The organism is Aeromonas sp. PI_26, assembly GCF_027854445.1.
Taxonomy (GTDB): Bacteria; Pseudomonadota; Gammaproteobacteria; order Enterobacterales; family Aeromonadaceae; genus Aeromonas; species Aeromonas veronii.
This window is the reverse complement of sequence record NZ_JAJNOE010000021.1, coordinates 54745-73004: the sequence shown is the minus strand read 5'-3', so window position 1 is coordinate 73004 and position 18260 is coordinate 54745. Positions and strand designations below refer to the sequence as shown.

The following is an 18260-nucleotide window of genomic DNA, read 5'->3' as shown; positions in this document are numbered from 1 at the left end:
GAGCTGCTCCACCCCGCGTCCGAATTTTTCTCGAAATGGCCGAGCAGTAGCCAGTTCGATTTCTCCTTTTCCACCAACCGGTTACACCGGTTTGACTAGTCAGGATCTCAGATGGTTGCGGGGGCCAGATTTGAACTGACGACCTTCGGGTTATGAGCCCGACGAGCTACCGGGCTGCTCCACCCCGCGTCTGAGGTCGCCAATAATAGGCGCCAGCGCACAGATTGCAAGTAAATATCTCAAAAAAAGTTTATTCGTAGATTAATCGGACAAATAGTGCGGTCATTAGCAGCATCATGCTGTTTTTTCAGGCAATCGAGTCCTTGCCAGGCATCCGGCACTACACTCAATAAGGTGAACACTCCTCATTTTGGGTAGGTAGAATATGCGCATCTCCGCCGGTCACTGCCGTCAGTTGGGGGCCACACCCGACAGTAACGGCGTCAACTTCGCGATCTGGGCACGCCTCGCCAGCCGGGTCGAACTACTGCTCTTCGCAAGCGCAGACGATGCGACCCCCGAGGTGATCCCCCTCTCCCCGCGCCTCAACCGCACCGCCTACTACTGGCATATCCATGTGGAGGGGATCTCGGTCGGGCAACGTTATGCCTATCGCATTCAGGGCCCGTGGCGCCCATATGGCGGCACCCGCTTCGATGCCGAGAAGGTGTTGCTCGACCCTTACGGCCGCAGCATCGAGCTTGGCACCAATTACGATCGATGGGCGGCGGCCCGTCCAGGCAGCAATCTGGCTTGTTGCGCCAAGAACAAGGTGGTCGATACTCGCCACTACGACTGGGAAGGAGACAAACTGCCCGCTCACTCCCTCTCCCGCTCAGTGATCTACGAGCTGCATCTGGGGGGCTTTACCAAGTCCCCGAGCTCCGGGGTCGATCCGGTGCTGCGTGGCACCTATCTCGGATTGATTGAGAAGATCCCCTACCTGCAATCTCTCGGTGTCACCGCCGTCGAGCTGCTGCCGGTGTTCCAGTTCGATCCTCAGGATGCGCCCAAAGGACTCTCCAACTACTGGGGTTACAGCCCCATGTCCTTTTTCGCTCCGCACGCCCAATACGCCTGCGGAGATGATCCATTGACCGAATTTCGCGACATGGTTAAGGCGCTGCACAAGGCCAATATCGAGGTGATCCTGGACGTGGTTTACAACCACACCGCCGAGGGGGGTGATGATGGCCCCACCTTCTCGTTTCGCGGCATCGACAACGAGGCCTACTACATCCTCGACAACAACCAGAAGGACACCAACTATTCGGGCTGCGGCAACACCTTCAACGGCGCCCATCCGGTGGTGCTGCGGATGATCATGGACAGCCTCCACTTCTGGCGTCAGGAGATGCACGTCGATGGCTTTCGGTTTGATCTGGCCGCCATTCTGTCGCGGGATGAATCGGGTCAGCCGCAGGCCAATGCGCCGACCCTGCGCACCATAGATACCGACCCCAACATCGCCGACATCAAGCTGATTGCCGAGGCCTGGGATGCGGGGGGACTCTATCAGGTGGGGTCACTCGCCGGCGCCCGCTGGCGTGAGTGGAACGGCCAGTTCCGGGATGATGTGCGCCGCTTTCTGCGCGGGGATGACAACAGCGTCACCGCCTTTGTCGAGCGGCTGTGCGGCAGTCCCGACATCTACCACTATCACCACGCTGATCCCGAGAAAAGCATCAACTTCGTTACCTGCCACGACGGTTTTACCCTGTGGGACTGGGCCAGTTACAACAGCAAGCACAACGAGGCCAACGGGGAGGAGAATCGTGATGGCTGCGATCACAACTTCAGCTGGAACCACGGCCACGAAGGGGTAACGGAAGATCCCCAGATCAACGCCCTGCGGATGCGCCAGGCCAAAAACATGATAGTGGCGACCCTGCTCTCGGTGGGATCCCCCATGCTGCTGATGGGAGACGAGCTGCTGCGCACCCAGCGGGGTAACAACAACGGCTACTGTCAGGACAATGCCACCTGCTGGATGAACTGGCTGCCCAATGCCCGCAGTCAGGAGATGTTCCGCTTTATGAAGGAGCTGATCCAGTACCGCAAGCACCTGTTCCAGCGCCCGGAGCAGGAGAGCATGCCGCTGTCGCTCACCGAGATCCTGCGCCACAGCGAGATCTGCTGGCACGGGGTCAACGCCGGGCAACCGGATTTCAGCCCCCACTCCCACGCCATCGCCATGTCGGCGCTGTCGAGCGAAACCAAGCTGGCGCTCTATGTGCTGTTCAACGCCTACTGGGAGCCCCTCACCTTCAACCTGCCGAGCCCGCCAAAGGGGGTCGGCGGCTACTGGCGACGGATCCTCGATACCGCCCTCCCCTCGCCGCAGGATATCTGCACCTTCGGCATGCCGCTGGAGGGGCTGACCCGGGAGTATCTCGCCCAGCCGCGCAGCAGTTGCCTCTTTATCTGCGGGGCAGACGATTTCTATTGATCGATTGCTGTGAATTGATAGCAGCGATACCTGCAAGCCAGATATGCAAAAGCCCCGAGTGTTGGCTCGGGGCTTTCTCTTTTCAGCACCAGTGTCAGATCAGCTGGTGCAACACGCTGGTAGCGGCGATCTGGGCGATCAGCAGGCCACACAGGGAGGTAGAGACCACCACTGGCGCGGTATCACGCTGCAAGTAAAGCGGGCTGAACCAGAGCAGCAGAGAGGCCACCAGCAACGCTGCCTGGGTCACCACCGCCGGGATCAGGGCATCGAGATTGGCCTCACCCCCTTGCCAGCCCACCAGCACTGCCAGCCAGACAAGGCTGGCCATCGCCCCCACCAGACCGGCCAGCGGCAACAGGGTGTTGAATGCCTTGAGACGATGACGGGCCCGCAGCAGCATCAGGTGGGCAAAGGCCGCTCCCAGCATCGCCATCTGCAGCAGACCGCTCACCCAGCCCTGCAGTTGCAGCAGCCCGATGCCATAGAGAGCGAGCGGCAACGCCGGTAGCCAGAGCAGTGTCGAGGGGACTGAACGCTTGCCCTCCAGCCGTGACTGGGCCAGTGACAAGCCGACTCCGAGCACCAGTGCGGCCCCACCACTCCAGATGAGCCAACTGGCCGCCTTGGCTTCGACCGCCAGCATCAGGGAGAGCGCGGTAATGACCCAGATGGAGAAGAGCTGCTGACTGATGCGCGAGCGCTGGCCAGGGCAGATATCACCGCGCCACAGCACGATACCGAGGGCGATCAGGGCGCCAAGCGCCATCAATCCGGTGAGGGGAAAGAGCCAAAAAGGGAGTTGGACGAACACGACGCCTCCAGCAGTAAAGATTCGAGGTGCGCCACCGGGGCGCCAGAGAGGGGCGAGTATACCCAAACCGGCGGATATCCCCAATCGCGACAAACAATCGTGGGCAAACAATCCGGGGCAATTTGCCGCCAGCAGGGCCCACCTTGAAGGGCGCCCTGCTGGCAGCCATGTCCATAGGGACGGGATGTAGCGCTGGCTTTAGCCCTGACCGCGGGCCAGCGCCACCACCCGGGCAAACATCTGGCGGATCACCGGCGGAATATGCTCGGCGCCGAGCCGCTCCGCCTCTTCCACCACCGCCAGCGCCATTCCCGGCTTGCTGCGGTGATGAATAGCCTTGTTGATGATGTGACTGGCGCTCCACATGGCGCGCCCGCCCACCCCGGCCTCGCGACGAAACACAGCTTCAAAACCGTTGTGATAGAGGTAGTGCTCGATGTCGGCGGCAGGGAGCTGGGTCAGTCGGTCCCGCTCCCGCTCTCCCTTGAGCTGGCCCCGGGCCGAGGTGGCATACTTGAGCCCCGCCTCGTCACCATCGGTCAGCAAGTGCCACTCGATGCCAAAATCTCGCGCCACCTTGATGAGCGGCGACTGGCCGCACTGGGCAAACTCGATGATCCGCACCCCCTCGGCCCGCAGACTGTAACCGCAGATCTGGGCCAGCTCGGAGAGCAGCCAGATCTCGGTCTCCCCCTCCACCAGCAGCCAGCAACGGGCAAACAGCGACATGGGGCGATTGATCCGCACGTGGAAGGCGATCTTGCGCAGATCGTCGCTGCTGTAACGCTCGCCCCCCAGCTGGTGACAGAGGATATCCTGCTGACGGCGCACCAGTCGTCGCACCTGATTGAGCGGCAGGGAAGAGAGCAGATCTCCCGAGTTGGTGGTGAGCAGCTTCTGGCCCGGCAGTTGTTCCAGCAGCCCCCACGCCAGCGCCAGCATGGTCGGGTGCAGCCGGCTCTCAGGATCCTCTAGGATCATGATGGGACGGGCCCCCTCCTCCAGCTCGCGATTGCCTCGCGCCTGCAGCAGGGTCGCCGCCATCCCGGCCATCGCCAGTTGCAGGGTGCGGTTATCGGCATGGCGCAGCAGGGTGTGCAGGTTGCCAGGATTGCGCAACGTCATGGGACGATTGATGATGTCACGCTGGCTGCGCGGTTTGTTCTTGATGGGGGCCAGAGCGTTGAAATAGTGATCCATCAGCTGGCGCACTGCTTGCAGCGCCTCCTTCAACTCCGGCTCCCCGATGCGCTGGGGCTCATCGATCAGCTTGTCGGCCAGTTCACTGAGTCTGTGCTCCGAGAGATCTCCCCACTGCAGGGTTTCCACCCCGTTGCGGGCACTGCGAGCGTCCCGCAGCCGGAACACCGGGTTCATGGTGATCAGCAGGCTAACCAGTTCGTTAGTATTGGCAATAGGCAGGCTCTTGCCCACCCCGTCGAGAAAGTCGTGAATGGTGAGCACAGAGCCATCAGCTTGCAGCTCGGCACTGGCACGATAGTGGATGCGATGAAACTTGTCCTTGTGCAGCACCCAGGAGGCGCCAAGACGAGCCAGACGGCGAGAATGCTGGCACATTTGTGGCCTGTGCTCACTGAAGGTGAGCACCAGTTGCAGATGACGCGAAGGGGCCAGCTCGGGATCTTCCGGTTGGTGAAAATCATCGGCGGTGAACTGATAGGGCTCGGCATCCTGCCCCAGCAGACACCAGAGGGCGCGCAACAGGCTCGACTTGCCCCAGGTATTCTCGCCAATCAGCACTGTGGTGTGATCCAACCCGAGCGAAAGACGATTTATACCGCGAAAACCTTTTACTTCAATACGTTCCAGAAACATCCTGCAATGTCCACGTCACTCAGATTGAGCAATAGTGGCAAAGTTAACTGGAAAATCCTATCGGCAGCCGGGCTTTTTCAACGTGAACTGTGAGGCACTGCAGGTTCGGGAGGGGTAACAACAGCGGTGCGATCTTGCGGGGCATTCCAGTGGCTGAACCAAAGGTGACGGGTACGGATTTGACGTTTGCGATAATTCAATGGGCATTCCTTTCAATGGATAAGTGGTAGAGAGTACACCTCTTTTGCCCAAAGTCTCAGGCTTATCTGTGACGGGAAGATGACAATTGCGCCCGCCACTGCCCCGGCGTCAAACCAAACGCCTCGCGAAAACGATTACCGAAATGGGCCTGCGAAGAGAAGCCACACTGACTGGCGATGCTGGCCAGCGGCTCGGGGCCAGTCAACAGCTGCTTGGCCCGTTTGAGCCGCAGCCCCAGCAGGTAACGGTGGGGCGGGCAGCCGAGACTCTGGCCGAACATGCGGGCAAAGTGATACTCGCTCAGCCCCGCCTGCTGGGCCAGCTCTGCCAGCGTGACCGAATCGGCCAGATGGGCCTGCAGATACTCCTGCACCCGCTTGATCACCACGGGCGCCAGCCCGCCGCGCAGAGGCGGCAGACCGGGAGCCTCCTCGGTGTGGTGGCGATAGGCGTGGAGGATCAACATCCAGGCGCCGTGGGAGAGTGCCAACCGATCGACCCCTTGCTGCCACTGAAGCTGCATCAACTGGCGCTGCACCAGCGAAGCCGCCTGCGGATCGTCGATAAAGGTCTTGTCCACCAGTTGCAGGTGGCGCCCCTCCTTGTCACACACCTCCTCGGCGATACGGGTGAGGTGAGCCGGGGTGAAGTAGAGATGAAAGAAGCGAAACTCTTCGCGCACCAGCCACTCGGATCTGTGGTGATCCGGCATGATGCACACCTTGCCGGTGCCGCCGTGGCCACCCGGCCCATCGAGTCGCTCGGTCTGCTCGCCTCCTTGCAGATAGACGCTCAGGGTGTGGTGGCCCGGCTTGTGATAGCGGGTCTGGTCATAGCAGTTGCGCCAACTGGCGACGCCAAGCCCGGGTTCGAGCCAGCAAGCGTCGTCCAGCCGGGCGCCGGTGCTGACCAGAGCATCAAATACCCCTGCTGTTTTCATTCGCCCCTGCCGCCTGTTCCGGTGTAAGTGTTATGCCGCTGCCACCCATCTTACCGACCGCGCCCGCAGATGACAGCGCAGGGCGATGAAAAACCGCAAGATGGTGCAATCCAGCCATCAGGGCTTGCCCCATAGTGGGTCATCTCTCCCTGACTCACCGGAACAGTGATGAACCTGATGCTCTATCTTGCCACCGTGCTTATCTGGGGCAGCACCTGGATTGCCATCGCCTGGCAACTTGGCCCCATCCCCATCGAGGTGTCGGTGCTCTACCGCTTCCTGCTGGCTGCGGTGGCACTGTTTGCCCTGCTCACCGCCAGCGGCCGCTTTCCGCGCCTGCCGTGGCATGGCCAGCGCTATGCGGCGCTGCTCGGTGCCCTGCTCTTTTCCACCAATTTTCTCTGTTTCTACCACGCCACCCGCTATATCCCGAGCGGCATGTCGGCGGTGATCTTTGCCAGTGCCAGCATCTTCAACGGCCTCAACCTCTGGCTGTTCGAGAACAAGCGCCCCACCCTGCGCTGGCTGCAAGGCTCCTTGCTGGGGCTCTTTGGCACCCTGCTGCTGTTCTGGCCGGTGCTGGCGGATGCGCAACTGGGTGCAAACGGCTGGAAGGGGCTGCTGCTCGCCTGCGGCGGCACCCTCTGCTTTTCGCTGGGCAATCTGGTCTCGGCACGGGGCCAACGCCATGGCTACCACGTACTGCAACTGGTGCCCTGGGGCATGGTTTACGGCGTGGTGCTGTTGCTGGGCTGGGTCATATTGCTAGGCCAACAGCTGGTGGTGCCGACCGATGGCCACTATCTGGTGGCCATGGTCTACCTCGCCCTGTTTGGCTCGGTGATCGCCTTTACCGCCTATCTAACGCTGGTGGGGCGCATCGGTGCCAGCAAGGCCTCCTACGCCACCGTGCTCTTTCCATTGGTGGCGCTTACCCTCTCCACCTTCTATGAAGGCTTTGTCTGGCAGCCGGTCTCGGTGGCCGGAGTGGTGATCAGCCTGATCGGCAATCTGGTGATCTTCGCGCCGCCCTTGAGCGAATGGCGCATTCGACCGGCCAAGGCAGCAAACGACCCTTGCTCCTGAGCCAGTCAGCCCCTAAGGTAGCGCTGATCAATCTGTGACGATCCTGATGGCGATAAACAAGGGGGCGAGATGTTACTGGAAGGGCTGGAGACGCTGAGCCTACTGGCAAGTGAAGGAACCATGGCCAAGGTGGCCAGTCGCCTCTATATCAGCCAGTCGGCGGTGAGCAAGCGGATTGCCCAGCTGGAGCAGCGCCTCGGCAAGAAGCTGATCGAGCCGGAGGGGCGCCAGATCCGCCTCACCCCGCAGGCCAAGGAGCTGCTTGAGCGAGTGGCCCCGAGTCTGGCAGAGATGAAGGGGGTGCTTGCCGATAGTCAGGATCTGGCGGATCAGAGTCCCCTCCCCATCGCCTGCTCCGAAACCCTGCTGGCCGGTTATCTCGCCCACTTTATGCGCGACTATCTGGAGCGCGATCCCCACCTTGCCCTCTCTACCCACCACACGCCGGTCATTCTGGCGCGGGTGCGCAGCGGTGATGCCCTGCTCGGCATCTGCGCCGGTCGGCTCCCACCCGGCCATGGCCTCGGCGCCGATTTGCTGCTTGAGGAGCCCTTTTATCTGGTTGGCGAAACGCAGCAGAGCCTGTCGCCAGCCAGCGCAGAAAGCAGGCGCAAGATCCTCACCATGGATCTGGAGAACCCCTCCAACCGCTACCTGCGTCAACCGCTGGCAGATATGGGATTGGAGCCCACCATGGAGCTCGACTCCTATCTGGCGCTCATCGAACTGGCCAAGGCAGGTATTGGCCCTGTGCTGCTGCCCGCTGGCCTGCTGGGGCTGGTGGGAGAACAGGGGGAGATGGCGCGCCCACTGCCCGGACTGGGCCGCCCCCTGCATCTGGTCTACCGGCCAAACAGCCTAAAACGAGAGCGGATCGCCAGGCTGGTGAGCGCCCTGCACCAACACTTTCGCCACCGCAGCGACACACCGCGCTAGCCATGTAAAACACCAGATATGACAACGGGGCCCGAGGGCCCCGTTAACAATTGCGATGCGGCAAGCAAGGCGCACATCAGATCCAGGCAAACAGCTCCGGATACTGGCTCCACACCAGCTTGGCAGACATCAGCAAGGAGACGGTCACCAGCAGCGGCTTGATCAGCTTCACCCCTTTTTTCAGCACCATCTTGGAGCCAAAGCGGGCGCCGATAAACTGCCCCAACGCCATGCAAAAACCGACACTCCACACCACCTTGCCACCAAGAGCAAAGAACAGCAGGGAAGCAATATTCGAGGTGAAGTTGAGCAGCTTGGTATGGGCGGTGGCGCGCGCCATGCCAAAACCCGCCAGCGCCACGAAACCAATGGCAAAAAACGAACCTGTGCCCGGCCCGAAAAAGCCGTCATAAAAGCCGACACCGCCCCCCACCAGCAGCGCAAACAGCATGGGAGTCAGACGGCGGGAGCTCTCGGCATCGCTTACCCGCGGCGAGAAGTAGAAGTAGCAGGCAAACGCCATCAGCAGGAAAGGGAGCAGGCGCTCGAGAATGGCGGCGTCTATGGTCTGTACCGCCAGCGTGCCGATGGCCGCACCGATAAAGGTGCAGATCACCGCAGGCCAGATCATGGCCCACTCCAGCAGCCCCTTGCGAGCATAGAACCAGGTGGCGGAGAAGGAGCCAAAACTGCTCTGCAGTTTGTTGGTGCCGAGCACCAGCGCGGGTGGCATGCCGGTCGCCAGCAGAGCCGGCACCGTCAGCAGACCGCCGCCACCGGCGATGGCATCGATAAAGCCGGCGACAAGCGCCACACCGAACAGGGCAAACAGGGTAACCAGTTCCAATTCCATCCATAGACCTCACGAGAGTGGGTTGCCCGAAGGGTCGAGCAACCGGATATAACCAAAACGACGTTGTGCGGGGGGCTGCACAGGCTGTTCGCTATCCTAGCGGGCCACTGACCATGAATCTAACGAAACAGTGGCAGCCAATTGATTCCTGATTTTCATTGATTTGAGCTGTCAGGCCCTGCCCCCTCAGAGGGCCCGTTAGCAAGCCGTTGAAGCGACGTTCGCTTCCTTGATGGCCGCCAGTGCCTCACAGAGATGATCCTCATCGGCACCGGGGAAACGGCTGACCCGACCGGCCATGTAGCGGCTGCTGAACAGATTGAACCAGTGCTGCAGTGCCTGCCCCGCCTTGAGCTCCCCCGCCACTTCCAGCACGCAGGCCGCCACTTCGGCGGTGCAGAGGTGCTCATCGCAGTTGGCCACCCGCATACCGTAGGTGGAGAGCGTATCGGGCTTGATGGCGAGCACCGGAAAACCGTCCAGGTAGGGGCTTTTGTTGAACATCTTGCGCGCCTCCGGCCAGGTGCCATCGAGCAGGATAAAGAGCGGCGTCTTGCCGGGTGCCAGCGCCACCTCGCCGGTCAAACGGGCCGGCTCCTTTTCACAGGCGGGAAAGACCACATAGGGCTGCCAGGCGGGATCGGCCAGCAGGGCCAGCAACTCTGGATGGGGCTGGGTACGTGACCAGAGAAAGGCCCAGGTGGTATCCGGCAACACATCGGCGATGAGGCGACCGGTGTTGGAGGGCTTCATCGGCTCGCTGTCATACATCAGCAGGCAGAAACCGGCCTCCGCTTTGAGCTCGGGGCGCCACTCGCAGGCACACCAATCCTCGCGCAGCTGACAGGCCGGACAGCGGGCCAGGGTGCCGCCACGAGCAAGAAACGGTCGGGTAGAGATACTCTTGCGCCAGGCCCGCAGGCGGTTGACGGCGTGATCAGGAACAGGCTTCATCTAGGTTCACAACTGGAGTCAAAACAGGAACGGCAGCGGTGCCAACATGTCACGGCGCCATAGGGCGCGATAACAGGGGGCTGCCGGAAAAGCGCAAGATTGTACCGAGTTACGCGCTGGCGGAACAGCAATCCCTGCCCCTTTCGCCAGACGCAGTGCCAACTCCTCTTGTCTTACGACTCCTGACAGCTGCGCAGCAGCTCCAGCAACAGGCTGCCATCGCGCAGTGCCTTGTGCACCTGCACCGAAGTGGGCTTGGTGGGATCTTCGTAGAAGTGGGTGGATTCAATCTGCAGCCGCACCAGATATTCGGCGGGCAACTGGCTGGCCAGCGACTGGTGCAACATGGGGAACAGCAGCCGATCGGCACGGGTGATTTCCCCACCCAGCAGCAGCTTGCCCGGATTGAGCAGGCAGATGAGATTGGAGAGCACCTTGGAGAGACGACCCGCCGCCTGATGGAGAATATCCTGACAAAGGCTGTTGCCTGCCAGCGCCAGCTCGCACAGCTCGCGGATGGTGACGCTCTCGGGCAAGTCGTGCTCCTGCATCCGCTCGCGCAGATCCCGGTATTGCGCCTCCAGCGCCTGATTGGTCACCAGGGTGCAGGCACAACCAAAGCCGCCGCAGTAGCAGCGCTGGCCATAGGGCTCGAGCTGCAGGTGGCTGAGATCCCCGAGCAGCGCATTCTCGCTCTCGATGAGCTGACCATTGACCACCATGCCGACCCCGATGTCGTTGTGGACAAACACCAGCACCGCGTCGGCGCAATTTTTGGCGGCCCCCCACTCCCGCTCAGCCTGGATCCAGGTGCGCACGTCACCGCTCACCAGCACAGGTACCGAGAACGCCTGTTGCAGAGTCGGGCCAAGGGGCCAGTTGCGCAGATCGTAGAAGGGGAAGTGCTTGACCATACCGGAGTGGCGCTCTACCTGACCCGGCAGACAGAGGGCGATACAGGCCAGACTGAGAGATTTTCTCGGCAAAAACACCTTGATGGCGTGTACCAGACTGCCCAGCAGATCGGCGCGCTCCTCCTCGGTAAAGAGGTGGCGCTGGCGAGCCAGCGAACGGCCGGAAAAGTCAAACAGCGCCATATCCACGTAGCCACGGCCGAGACGCATGGAGAGAAACTGGAAGCGGCGTTCGTTGATGCGCAGCAAGGTCTGACGACGGCCGCGCCCCACTGAACTTTCACCACAGGTGACCACCAAACCGCCATCGAGCAGTTCCCTGGTGATCTTGGTGATACTGGCAGGCGAGAGGCCGGTCAGGCGGGAGAGATCGGTGCGCGACAGCTCCTTGTGCTCTTCCAGGCTGGCATAGACCAGGCCGTAGTTGAGCTGCCGGATCAAATCGATACTACCTTTCACGATCTCATTCATAGGATATGGGGCAAAGGCTGAAAAAAAGAGGCTGGCAATTTTCACACATTATTGGTCAATCCCCAAATAAAGTGCGGCCTGAACCAGGGGTCAGGCCGCATCTTGTGGTTGCCGTCACGGACCATTACAAGATCAATAACGGAATTGCGACACCAGTTTGCGCAATTTGTCGCCGGTGTTGGCCAGATCGCGGGTGGTGCTGTTGGACTCTACCGCCGCACTGGTCAGCTCGCTGACAATCTGCTGAATGGCCACCAGGTTCTTGTTGATCTCCTCGGAGACCGCGTGCTGCTCCTCGGCGGCGGTGGCGATCTGGATGTTCATGTCGTTGATGGTACTGACCGCCATCACCATGCTATCGAGGGAGCTGGCGATATGGCTCGCCTCCTGCACCGTCTCCTGGCTGCGATCCTCGCTCGCCTGCATCACCTCCACAGCCTGCTTCACCCCGCCCTGCAGACGTTGCAGCATCTCGTTGATCTCTTTGGTGCTCTGCTGGGTACGACCGGCCAGCGAACGCACTTCGTCCGCCACCACCGCAAAGCCCCGCCCCTGCTCACCGGCGCGGGCCGCCTCAATGGCGGCGTTCAGCGCCAGCAGGTTGGTCTGTTCGGCAATGCCGCGAATGACCTCCACCACAGAGCCAATCTTGGCAGTCTCTTGCGCCAATTGCTCGATAACGCCGGAGGCGGTATGCACCTCCCCCACCAGCCGGTTGATACTGTTGATGGCCCCGCTCACCACACCTCGGGCGGCGTCCGATTCACGAGCCGCATCGCTGGTTGCTGTCGCGGCATTGGAGGCACTGGCCGCCACCTCCTGAGCGGTGGAGCTCATTTCGGTCACCGCTGTGACCACCTGATCGGTCTCGCGACTGTGACCCTGCATCTGATGGTCATAGTGCTCGCTCAGATGGTGCAACTTGTCGACCGCGCTGAAGAGGTGATTGCTGGTCTCGCCCACCTGACTCACCACCGACTGGATCCGCTCGACAAAGCGGTTGAAAGCGCTGGCCAGCTGGCCAATCTCGTCCTGACTCTGCACCTTGAGGCGCTGGGTCAGATCCCCGTCACCGTTAGCAATATCGTTCAATGCCAGCACCGCATCCGCCAGCGGCTTGGTGACCCGGTTGCCCACAATAACGGTCGCCGCCAGGGTGATACCGAGGATCAACAGGATCACCAGCACACTGCTCTGCAACGAGGCATGCATGTTACTCTCGCGCTCTGCCCGCAAGGCCGCCAGTTCGTTGTCGATATCATCGATATAAAAACCGGTGCCAATGGCCCACTGGTATTTGTCCAGCACCAGAGTAAAGGCAAGCTTGGGAGCATCCCGCCCGATGGAGGGCTTGGCCGTCCAGTATTCGGTAAAACCATCACCCTGACGGGCCGACTTGAGGATCTCCTGGATCAGCAACTTGCCCTTGGCATCCTTGTCGTTCCAGCGGTTTTTCCCCTCAAGCTCGGTACGCACCGGCAGCAGTATGGTGTTGCCTTCGAAGTCATAGACAAAAAAGTAGCCGTCACTGCTGTAACGCAGCGGCCTGAGCAACTCTTTGACCTTTTGACGATTTTCCGGAGAATCCGGCAGGGAATACACGGCATCGACGGCGGTTTTGGCCATCATGATGTAACTGCTGAGCAGCGCTTTACGCTCCTTGATGGCATTTTCCCTCGCCACCACCAGATCAGACTCCAGATCACTCTTGGAGACCATGTAGTTACTGAGATTGACCACCAGGGCCATCAACAGTACGGGGACTGCACCCAGTAACAGGATTTTCTGCTTTAGCGTCATCTTTCACATCCTTGCAGCTGTTTTTATTGGAATTCCTTGCTTACTCATCAGTATAGGTGCTGGCAGGGCGAGCCCAGCTTTCGTTACAATTCCCTTAAACAAATCGGCCAGAACGTGAAAATCATGAATCTTTGTCCTTGTGGCTCAACCCTTTCTCTCGAATTGTGCTGTGGCTCACGTCACAGTGGCGCTGTGGCTGACACGCCGGAACAGCTGATGCGCTCGCGCTACAGCGCTTTTGTGCTTGGTCTGGGGGAGTATCTGGTCCATAGCTGGCACCCGGCCCACCTTGGCGGTCTCACCGCCGAAGAGCTTTCACGCATCGACACCCGCTGGGATGGTCTCGAGATCATCGCCAGCCAGGGCGGCCCGGAGGATGAAACCGGGATGGTGGAGTTCAAAGCCTGGTTTCTGGAAGGGGATGAGCGTCACTGCCTCCATGAGCGTTCCCGCTTCGTGCGTTATCAGGGGCGCTGGGTCTACACCGAGGGAGAGCAGGATCCGGCGCCCCTCAAGGCGGGACGCAACGATCCCTGCCCCTGTGGCAGCGGCAAAAAGCACAAGAAGTGCTGCGGCTGACGCATCACACACCCACCAGACTCGTCAAACAGTGACAAGGGGCATCCGATGCCCCCTTTTTTGTACCTGCCATTCGCCACCAGCCCATTAACCGCTGCGATAACAAGCGTGACAAATGTCACATAATGCTCATTAACGCGCGAGCAAATGAGCGTTTGCGAGCGCAAATTTGGCCCATATCAAACATTTCCACTCAGAAGTAGGCCACACTGGCCTCATCTGGAAGAGATGAGACGGGCAACAATGAAAAGAATAACTACACAAGTCGTCATCATAGGCGGCGGTGCCACAGGGGCCGGCATCATGCGCGATTGCGCACTGCGCGGCATCGACTGCATCCTGCTCGAACGCGATGATATCGCCGCCGGCACCACCGGCCGCAACCACGGCCTGCTCCACTCCGGTGCCCGCTACGCGGTGACGGATCAGGAGTCCGCCCGCGAATGCATCCAGGAAAACCGCATCCTCAAGCGGATCGCCAGCCACTGTGTCGAAGACACGGGCGGCCTCTTCCTCACCCTGCCGGAAGATGACATCAATTTCCAAACCACCTTTATGGATGCCTGCGCCCTGGCCGGTATCGAAACCCGCCAGCTCGATCCCCGTGAAGCCCTGCGCATGGAGCCCAACGCCAACCCGGCGATGATCGGCGCCATCCATGTGCCGGATGGCACGGTCGACCCGTTCCGCCTCGCCGCCGCCAACGTGCTGGATGCGAAAGAGCATGGCGCCCGCATTTTCACCCACTGCAAGGTGCTGGGGCTACTGCGCACGCAAGATCGGGTACACGGGGTCAAGGCTATCAATACCCGCACCGGCGAAGCGTTCGAGGTGGAGTGTCAGGAGGTGATCAACGCCGCCGGCATCTGGGGCCAGCAAATTTGCGAATACGCCGATCTCGGCATCCGCATGTTCCCGGCCAAGGGCTCCCTGCTCATCATGGATTACCGCATCAACCAGCTGGTGCTCAACCGCGCCCGCAAACCGGCGGATGCGGACATTCTGGTGCCGGGCGATACCATCTCCCTCATCGGTACCACCTCCAGTCGCATTGATTACAACAAGATTGACCAGCTCACCGTCGAACCGGAAGAGGTCGAAGTGTTGCTGCGCGAAGGTATCAAGCTCGCCCCCATCATGGCCCGCACCCGTCTGCTGCGCGCCTACGCTGGGGTGCGCCCGCTGGTAGCGGTGGACGGTGACGACACCGGCCGCAACATCAGCCGCGGTATCGTGCTGCTGGATCACGCCGAGCGCGATGGTCTCAAGGGGTTCAACACCATCACCGGCGGCAAGCTGATGACCTACCGCCTGATGGCGGAATGGGCCACCGATCTGCTGGCCAAGAAACTCGGTAACAGCAAGCCCTGCCAGACCGCCGAACTGAGCCTGCCCGGCTCACGGGATCCGGAAAAGGTCTCCGCTCCCGGCCTCTCGGTGCCGGTCGAAGGCTCTGCCCAATACCGCCACGGCGAGCGGGTTATCGCCTTCTTCCGTGACAACCCCAAGGCCAACGCCCTCATCTGCGAGTGCGAAATGGTCACCGCAGGCGAAATCGAATACGCCCTGCGCGAGCTGGATGTGGACAACCTCATCGACCTGCGCCGCCGCACCCGTCTGGGGATGGGGCCCTGTCAGGGCGAGCTGTGTGCCTACCGCGCCGCCGGTCTGATGCAGGAGTATGGCAAGGCTGACGGTCGTCAGGCCTGCGTCATGCTGCGCCAGTTCCTGGAAGAGCGTTACAAGGGAACCCGCCCCGTCCTCTGGGGCGATGCCTTGCGCGAGGCCGAGTTTACCTACTGGATCTACGAAGGGCTGTTTGGCCTGGGGGAATGGACGGCGCCACAGCTGGTTGCCGATACCCCACGCGGCTCAACCAGCGAGACCACTCACAGGGAGAGCCGTCATGAAGTTTGACAATATCGTTATCGGCGGTGGCATGGCGGGACTCTCTGCAGCCCTGCGGCTGGTAGAGGCGGGCCAGAAAACCCTGCTGATGGCCTCAGGCCAGAGTGCCCTGCACTTCTCCTCCGGCTCGGTCGATCTGCTCGAAAGCGAGGGAGATCCCCGCGCCGCCCTGCCCGCCTTTATGGCTGCCCATCCGGATCACCCCTACAGCAAAGTAGGAATGCAGAATATCGAAGCGAGCCTCGCCGATCTGCAGCGCCACTGCGCCGAGCAGGGATTGCCGCTGGTTCGCCACGACACCAATCACCAGCGCCTGACTCCCATCGGTACCCTCAAGCGCACCTGGCTCTCCCCCGATACCTGTGCCTGCGTCACCGATGCGCCGCTCCCGGACGTGCTGCTGCTGGCCACCCTCGAGGGCTTTCGTGACTTTCATCCGGCACTGGCGGCAGCCAATCTGGCGACCCATCCGCGCTTTGCCCACTGCCGCATTCTGACCGGCGAAATCCGCCTGCCCCAGCTGGCGGAATTCAGCCGCAATCCCCACGAGTTTCGCTCAGCCGACATCGCGCGCCTGTGTGACAAGCACCATCTGGTGGCCGATCTGGCCCGCGAGATCAGCCGCATGGTGCAGGAGAGCGGTGTACCCGGCTGCCGCCATATCGTGCTGCCCGCCTGCCTGTCACTCGGGCTGGTTGGCCCGCGTCTGGCGGAGCTGGAGCAGCGCACCGGCTGCACCATCAAGGAAGTGGCCACCATGCCGCCGTCTCTGATAGGTATGCGGATGCAGGAGGCGCTCAAGCGCCGCTTTATGGCCCTTGGCGGCACCTTCCTCACCAGCGAGCGGGTGCTGGGCGCTCGTTACGAAGGTGACCGGGTGGTCGGCGTACATACCCAGAATGGCGATGATCAGCTGTTCGAGGCAGACAACTTCGTGCTTGCCTCCGGCAGCTTCTTCAGCCGTGGGCTGGAGTCCCGTCTGCGCGGCATTCGCGAGCCCATCTTCGATGCCGATGTGCTGAGTCTGGAAGAGCGTGATGCCTGGGCCGGTCGTCGCCTGTTCGACCACCACCCCTTCATGGGCTTCGGGGTCAAGACCGACGACAAGCTCAGAGTGCTGCGTGGCGGCAAGCCGCTCACCAACCTCTATGGCGCGGGCAGTGTCTTGGCCCATTACGACCCAATTCGTGAAGGTTCCGGCTCCGGCGTTGCCGTTGCCACCGGCTGGCAGGCTGCCAGCCATATTCTGGGCGCGGCCCAATGATTACTACGTCCCATATCCCGTGTCTTCACACCCTACGGGAGGAGAACTGACATGCTACTGGATCACGCCAACCAAACTTTCGATCAGTGCATCAAATGCACCGTCTGTACCGCCTACTGTCCGGTGGCCAAGGCCAACCCCGCCTACCCCGGCCCGAAACAGGCGGGCCCGGATGGCGAGCGGCTGCGGATCAAGAGCCCCGAGCTCTTTGACAGCGCCCTCAAGCACTGCACCAACTGCAAACGCTGTGAAGTGGCCTGCCCGAGCGGGGTGCGCATCGGCGACATCATCGCCAAGGCCAAACACCAGTACAGCGGCTTCAAGCCGGGGATCCGCGAGTTCGTGCTCTCCCACACCGATCTGATGGGCAGCATGTCTACCCTGATGGCGCCGGTGGTCAACTTCACCACCGGTCTCAAGCCGATGAAGCTGGTGCTGGACAAGGCGCTGGGGGTCTCATCCCACCGCGATCTGCCCAAATACTCCCAGGGCACCTTCCGCGGCTGGTACAAAAAGCAAAAAGAATCTCAGGCCCGCTTTGCGCGGCAGATCGCCTACTTCCACGGCTGCTACGTCAACTACAACCACCCGCAGCTTGGTAAGGAGCTGGTACAGGTGCTCAACGCCATGAACATCGGTGTGCAGTTGCTGGAGCGGGAGAAGTGCTGCGGCGTGCCGCTGATTGCCAACGGCTTCATGGACAAGGCCAAGCAACAGGCGGCCTTCAATATCAAGCAGATGGAGAACTCCCTGCTGGGCAACGAGATGCCGCTGCTGGCCACCTCCTCCACCTGTGGCTTTACCCTGCGCGATGAATATCCCCACCTGCTGGAGCAGGACAACCACAAGGTGCGGGATCGCATCTCGCTGGTGACCCGCTTCCTGTGGAACGAGTTCTACAAGGGCAACAAACCGGCGATGAAGCCGCTCAATCTGCACATCGCCTACCACACCCCCTGCCACATGGAAAAAATGGGGGGCGTCATTTATACCCTCGAATTGCTGCGCGCCATTCCCGGGGTCAAGGTGACGGTACTTGAGTCCCAGTGCTGCGGCATCGCCGGTACCTACGGCTTCAAGTCGGAGAACTATCAGACCAGCCAGACCATCGGTGAGGGGCTGTTTGATCAAATCAACCGCCTCTCCCCCGATCTGGTGATCACCGATTGCGAAACCTGCAAATGGCAGATCGAGATGAGCACCAGCTTCCACTGTGAACATCCGATCCACCTGCTGGCCCAGGCGTTGGCCTGAA

The 18260-nt window shown here is 61.1% G+C and carries 14 protein-coding genes and 1 tRNA gene; 7 read left to right on the top strand and 8 right to left on the bottom strand.

All coding sequences use genetic code 11. The annotated features are described in order from the left end of the window. Window positions 1-112: 112 nt before the first annotated feature. Window positions 113-189: transfer RNA gene (locus tag LRL22_RS18485), tRNA-Met, on the bottom strand. A 196-nt stretch (window positions 190-385) separates the two neighbouring features. On the opposite strand from LRL22_RS18485, the gene glgX reads away from it, so the two are divergent. Then, window positions 386-2449 carry a glycogen debranching protein GlgX gene (gene glgX / locus LRL22_RS18480; protein WP_270906067.1) on the top strand — a complete coding sequence of 688 codons (2064 nt, stop codon included), beginning with the start codon at window positions 386-388 and terminating at the stop codon, window positions 2447-2449. A gap of 94 nt (window positions 2450-2543) precedes the next feature. On the opposite strand, the gene LRL22_RS18475 is transcribed toward glgX, so the two are convergent. The 3 genes from LRL22_RS18475 to LRL22_RS18465 form a co-directional block, all read right to left on the bottom strand. Continuing rightward, window positions 2544-3263 carry a hypothetical protein gene (locus LRL22_RS18475; RefSeq protein WP_088868835.1) on the bottom strand — a complete coding sequence of 240 codons (720 nt, stop codon included), beginning with the start codon at window positions 3261-3263 and terminating at the stop codon, window positions 2544-2546. Between the two features lie 198 nt (window positions 3264-3461). Further along, window positions 3462-5099 (bottom strand): ATP-dependent endonuclease, encoded by a 1638-nt coding sequence (locus LRL22_RS18470; protein WP_270906066.1) that lies wholly within the window; start codon window positions 5097-5099, stop codon window positions 3462-3464. Between the two features lie 262 nt (window positions 5100-5361). After that, window positions 5362-6240: a helix-turn-helix domain-containing protein gene (locus LRL22_RS18465; RefSeq protein WP_216978884.1), complete on the bottom strand. Its 879-nt coding sequence runs from the start codon at window positions 6238-6240 to the stop codon at window positions 5362-5364. A 168-nt stretch (window positions 6241-6408) separates the two neighbouring features. Here LRL22_RS18465 and LRL22_RS18460 point away from each other — a divergent pair, with 168 nt between their 5' ends. Further along, window positions 6409-7326 (top strand): DMT family transporter, encoded by a 918-nt coding sequence (locus LRL22_RS18460; RefSeq protein ID WP_167574347.1) that lies wholly within the window; start codon window positions 6409-6411, stop codon window positions 7324-7326. Between the two features lie 69 nt (window positions 7327-7395). Beyond that, complete coding sequence (locus LRL22_RS18455; protein ID WP_270906065.1) at window positions 7396-8262, top strand: LysR family transcriptional regulator; 867 nt, start codon at window positions 7396-7398, stop codon at window positions 8260-8262. A 76-nt stretch (window positions 8263-8338) separates the two neighbouring features. On the opposite strand, the gene LRL22_RS18450 is transcribed toward LRL22_RS18455, so the two are convergent. From LRL22_RS18450 to LRL22_RS18435, 4 genes are all read right to left on the bottom strand, one after another. Beyond that, window positions 8339-9115, bottom strand: a complete 777-nt coding sequence (locus LRL22_RS18450; RefSeq protein ID WP_005333472.1) for a TSUP family transporter — start codon at window positions 9113-9115, stop codon at window positions 8339-8341. A 198-nt stretch (window positions 9116-9313) separates the two neighbouring features. Further along, entirely contained in the window at window positions 9314-10069 is a 756-nt protein-coding gene (locus LRL22_RS18445; protein ID WP_158112499.1) for a tRNA-uridine aminocarboxypropyltransferase, read from the bottom strand. A 173-nt stretch (window positions 10070-10242) separates the two neighbouring features. Continuing rightward, window positions 10243-11454 carry an ROK family transcriptional regulator gene (locus tag LRL22_RS18440; protein ID WP_005333476.1) on the bottom strand — a complete coding sequence of 404 codons (1212 nt, stop codon included), beginning with the start codon at window positions 11452-11454 and terminating at the stop codon, window positions 10243-10245. Between the two features lie 132 nt (window positions 11455-11586). After that, the gene (locus tag LRL22_RS18435) at window positions 11587-13254 is read right to left on the bottom strand and encodes a methyl-accepting chemotaxis protein (protein ID WP_100645734.1); all 1668 of its coding nucleotides are present in this window, start codon (window positions 13252-13254) and stop codon (window positions 11587-11589) included. A 123-nt stretch (window positions 13255-13377) separates the two neighbouring features. On the opposite strand from LRL22_RS18435, the gene LRL22_RS18430 reads away from it, so the two are divergent. From LRL22_RS18430 to glpC, 4 genes are all read left to right on the top strand, one after another. Then, window positions 13378-13833 carry a YchJ family protein gene (locus LRL22_RS18430; protein WP_075115082.1) on the top strand — a complete coding sequence of 152 codons (456 nt, stop codon included), beginning with the start codon at window positions 13378-13380 and terminating at the stop codon, window positions 13831-13833. Window positions 13834-14076: 243 nt separating this feature from the next. Beyond that, window positions 14077-15750, top strand: a complete 1674-nt coding sequence (glpA, locus tag LRL22_RS18425) for an anaerobic glycerol-3-phosphate dehydrogenase subunit A (protein ID WP_270906064.1) — start codon at window positions 14077-14079, stop codon at window positions 15748-15750. Further along, window positions 15740-17005 carry a glycerol-3-phosphate dehydrogenase subunit GlpB gene (gene glpB / locus LRL22_RS18420; protein ID WP_270906063.1) on the top strand — a complete coding sequence of 422 codons (1266 nt, stop codon included), beginning with the start codon at window positions 15740-15742 and terminating at the stop codon, window positions 17003-17005. The genes glpA and glpB overlap by 11 nt, the downstream gene beginning before the upstream one ends. A 51-nt stretch (window positions 17006-17056) precedes the next feature. Then, the gene (gene glpC, locus LRL22_RS18415) at window positions 17057-18259 is read left to right on the top strand and encodes an anaerobic glycerol-3-phosphate dehydrogenase subunit GlpC (protein WP_270906062.1); all 1203 of its coding nucleotides are present in this window, start codon (window positions 17057-17059) and stop codon (window positions 18257-18259) included. The last annotated feature ends 1 nt before the right edge of the window (window position 18260 follow it).

Excerpts from the sequence above, each read along its gene's own strand:
- glgX (WP_270906067.1), top strand. The coding sequence starts at position 386 with ATGCGCATCTCCGCCGGTCACTGCCGTCAGTTGGGGGCCACACCCGAC.
- LRL22_RS18470 (WP_270906066.1), bottom strand. The coding sequence starts at position 5,099 with ATGTTTCTGGAACGTATTGAAGTAAAAGGTTTTCGCGGTATAAATCGT.
- LRL22_RS18465 (WP_216978884.1), bottom strand. The coding sequence starts at position 6,240 with ATGAAAACAGCAGGGGTATTTGATGCTCTGGTCAGCACCGGCGCCCGG.
- LRL22_RS18460 (WP_167574347.1), top strand. The coding sequence starts at position 6,409 with ATGAACCTGATGCTCTATCTTGCCACCGTGCTTATCTGGGGCAGCACC.
- LRL22_RS18455 (WP_270906065.1), top strand. The coding sequence starts at position 7,396 with ATGTTACTGGAAGGGCTGGAGACGCTGAGCCTACTGGCAAGTGAAGGA.
- LRL22_RS18450 (WP_005333472.1), bottom strand. The coding sequence starts at position 9,115 with ATGGAATTGGAACTGGTTACCCTGTTTGCCCTGTTCGGTGTGGCGCTT.
- LRL22_RS18445 (WP_158112499.1), bottom strand. The coding sequence starts at position 10,069 with ATGAAGCCTGTTCCTGATCACGCCGTCAACCGCCTGCGGGCCTGGCGC.
- LRL22_RS18440 (WP_005333476.1), bottom strand. The coding sequence starts at position 11,454 with ATGAATGAGATCGTGAAAGGTAGTATCGATTTGATCCGGCAGCTCAAC.
- LRL22_RS18435 (WP_100645734.1), bottom strand. The coding sequence starts at position 13,254 with ATGACGCTAAAGCAGAAAATCCTGTTACTGGGTGCAGTCCCCGTACTG.
- LRL22_RS18430 (WP_075115082.1), top strand. The coding sequence starts at position 13,378 with ATGAATCTTTGTCCTTGTGGCTCAACCCTTTCTCTCGAATTGTGCTGT.
- glpA (WP_270906064.1), top strand. The coding sequence starts at position 14,077 with ATGAAAAGAATAACTACACAAGTCGTCATCATAGGCGGCGGTGCCACA.
- glpB (WP_270906063.1), top strand. The coding sequence starts at position 15,740 with ATGAAGTTTGACAATATCGTTATCGGCGGTGGCATGGCGGGACTCTCT.
- glpC (WP_270906062.1), top strand. The coding sequence starts at position 17,057 with ATGCTACTGGATCACGCCAACCAAACTTTCGATCAGTGCATCAAATGC.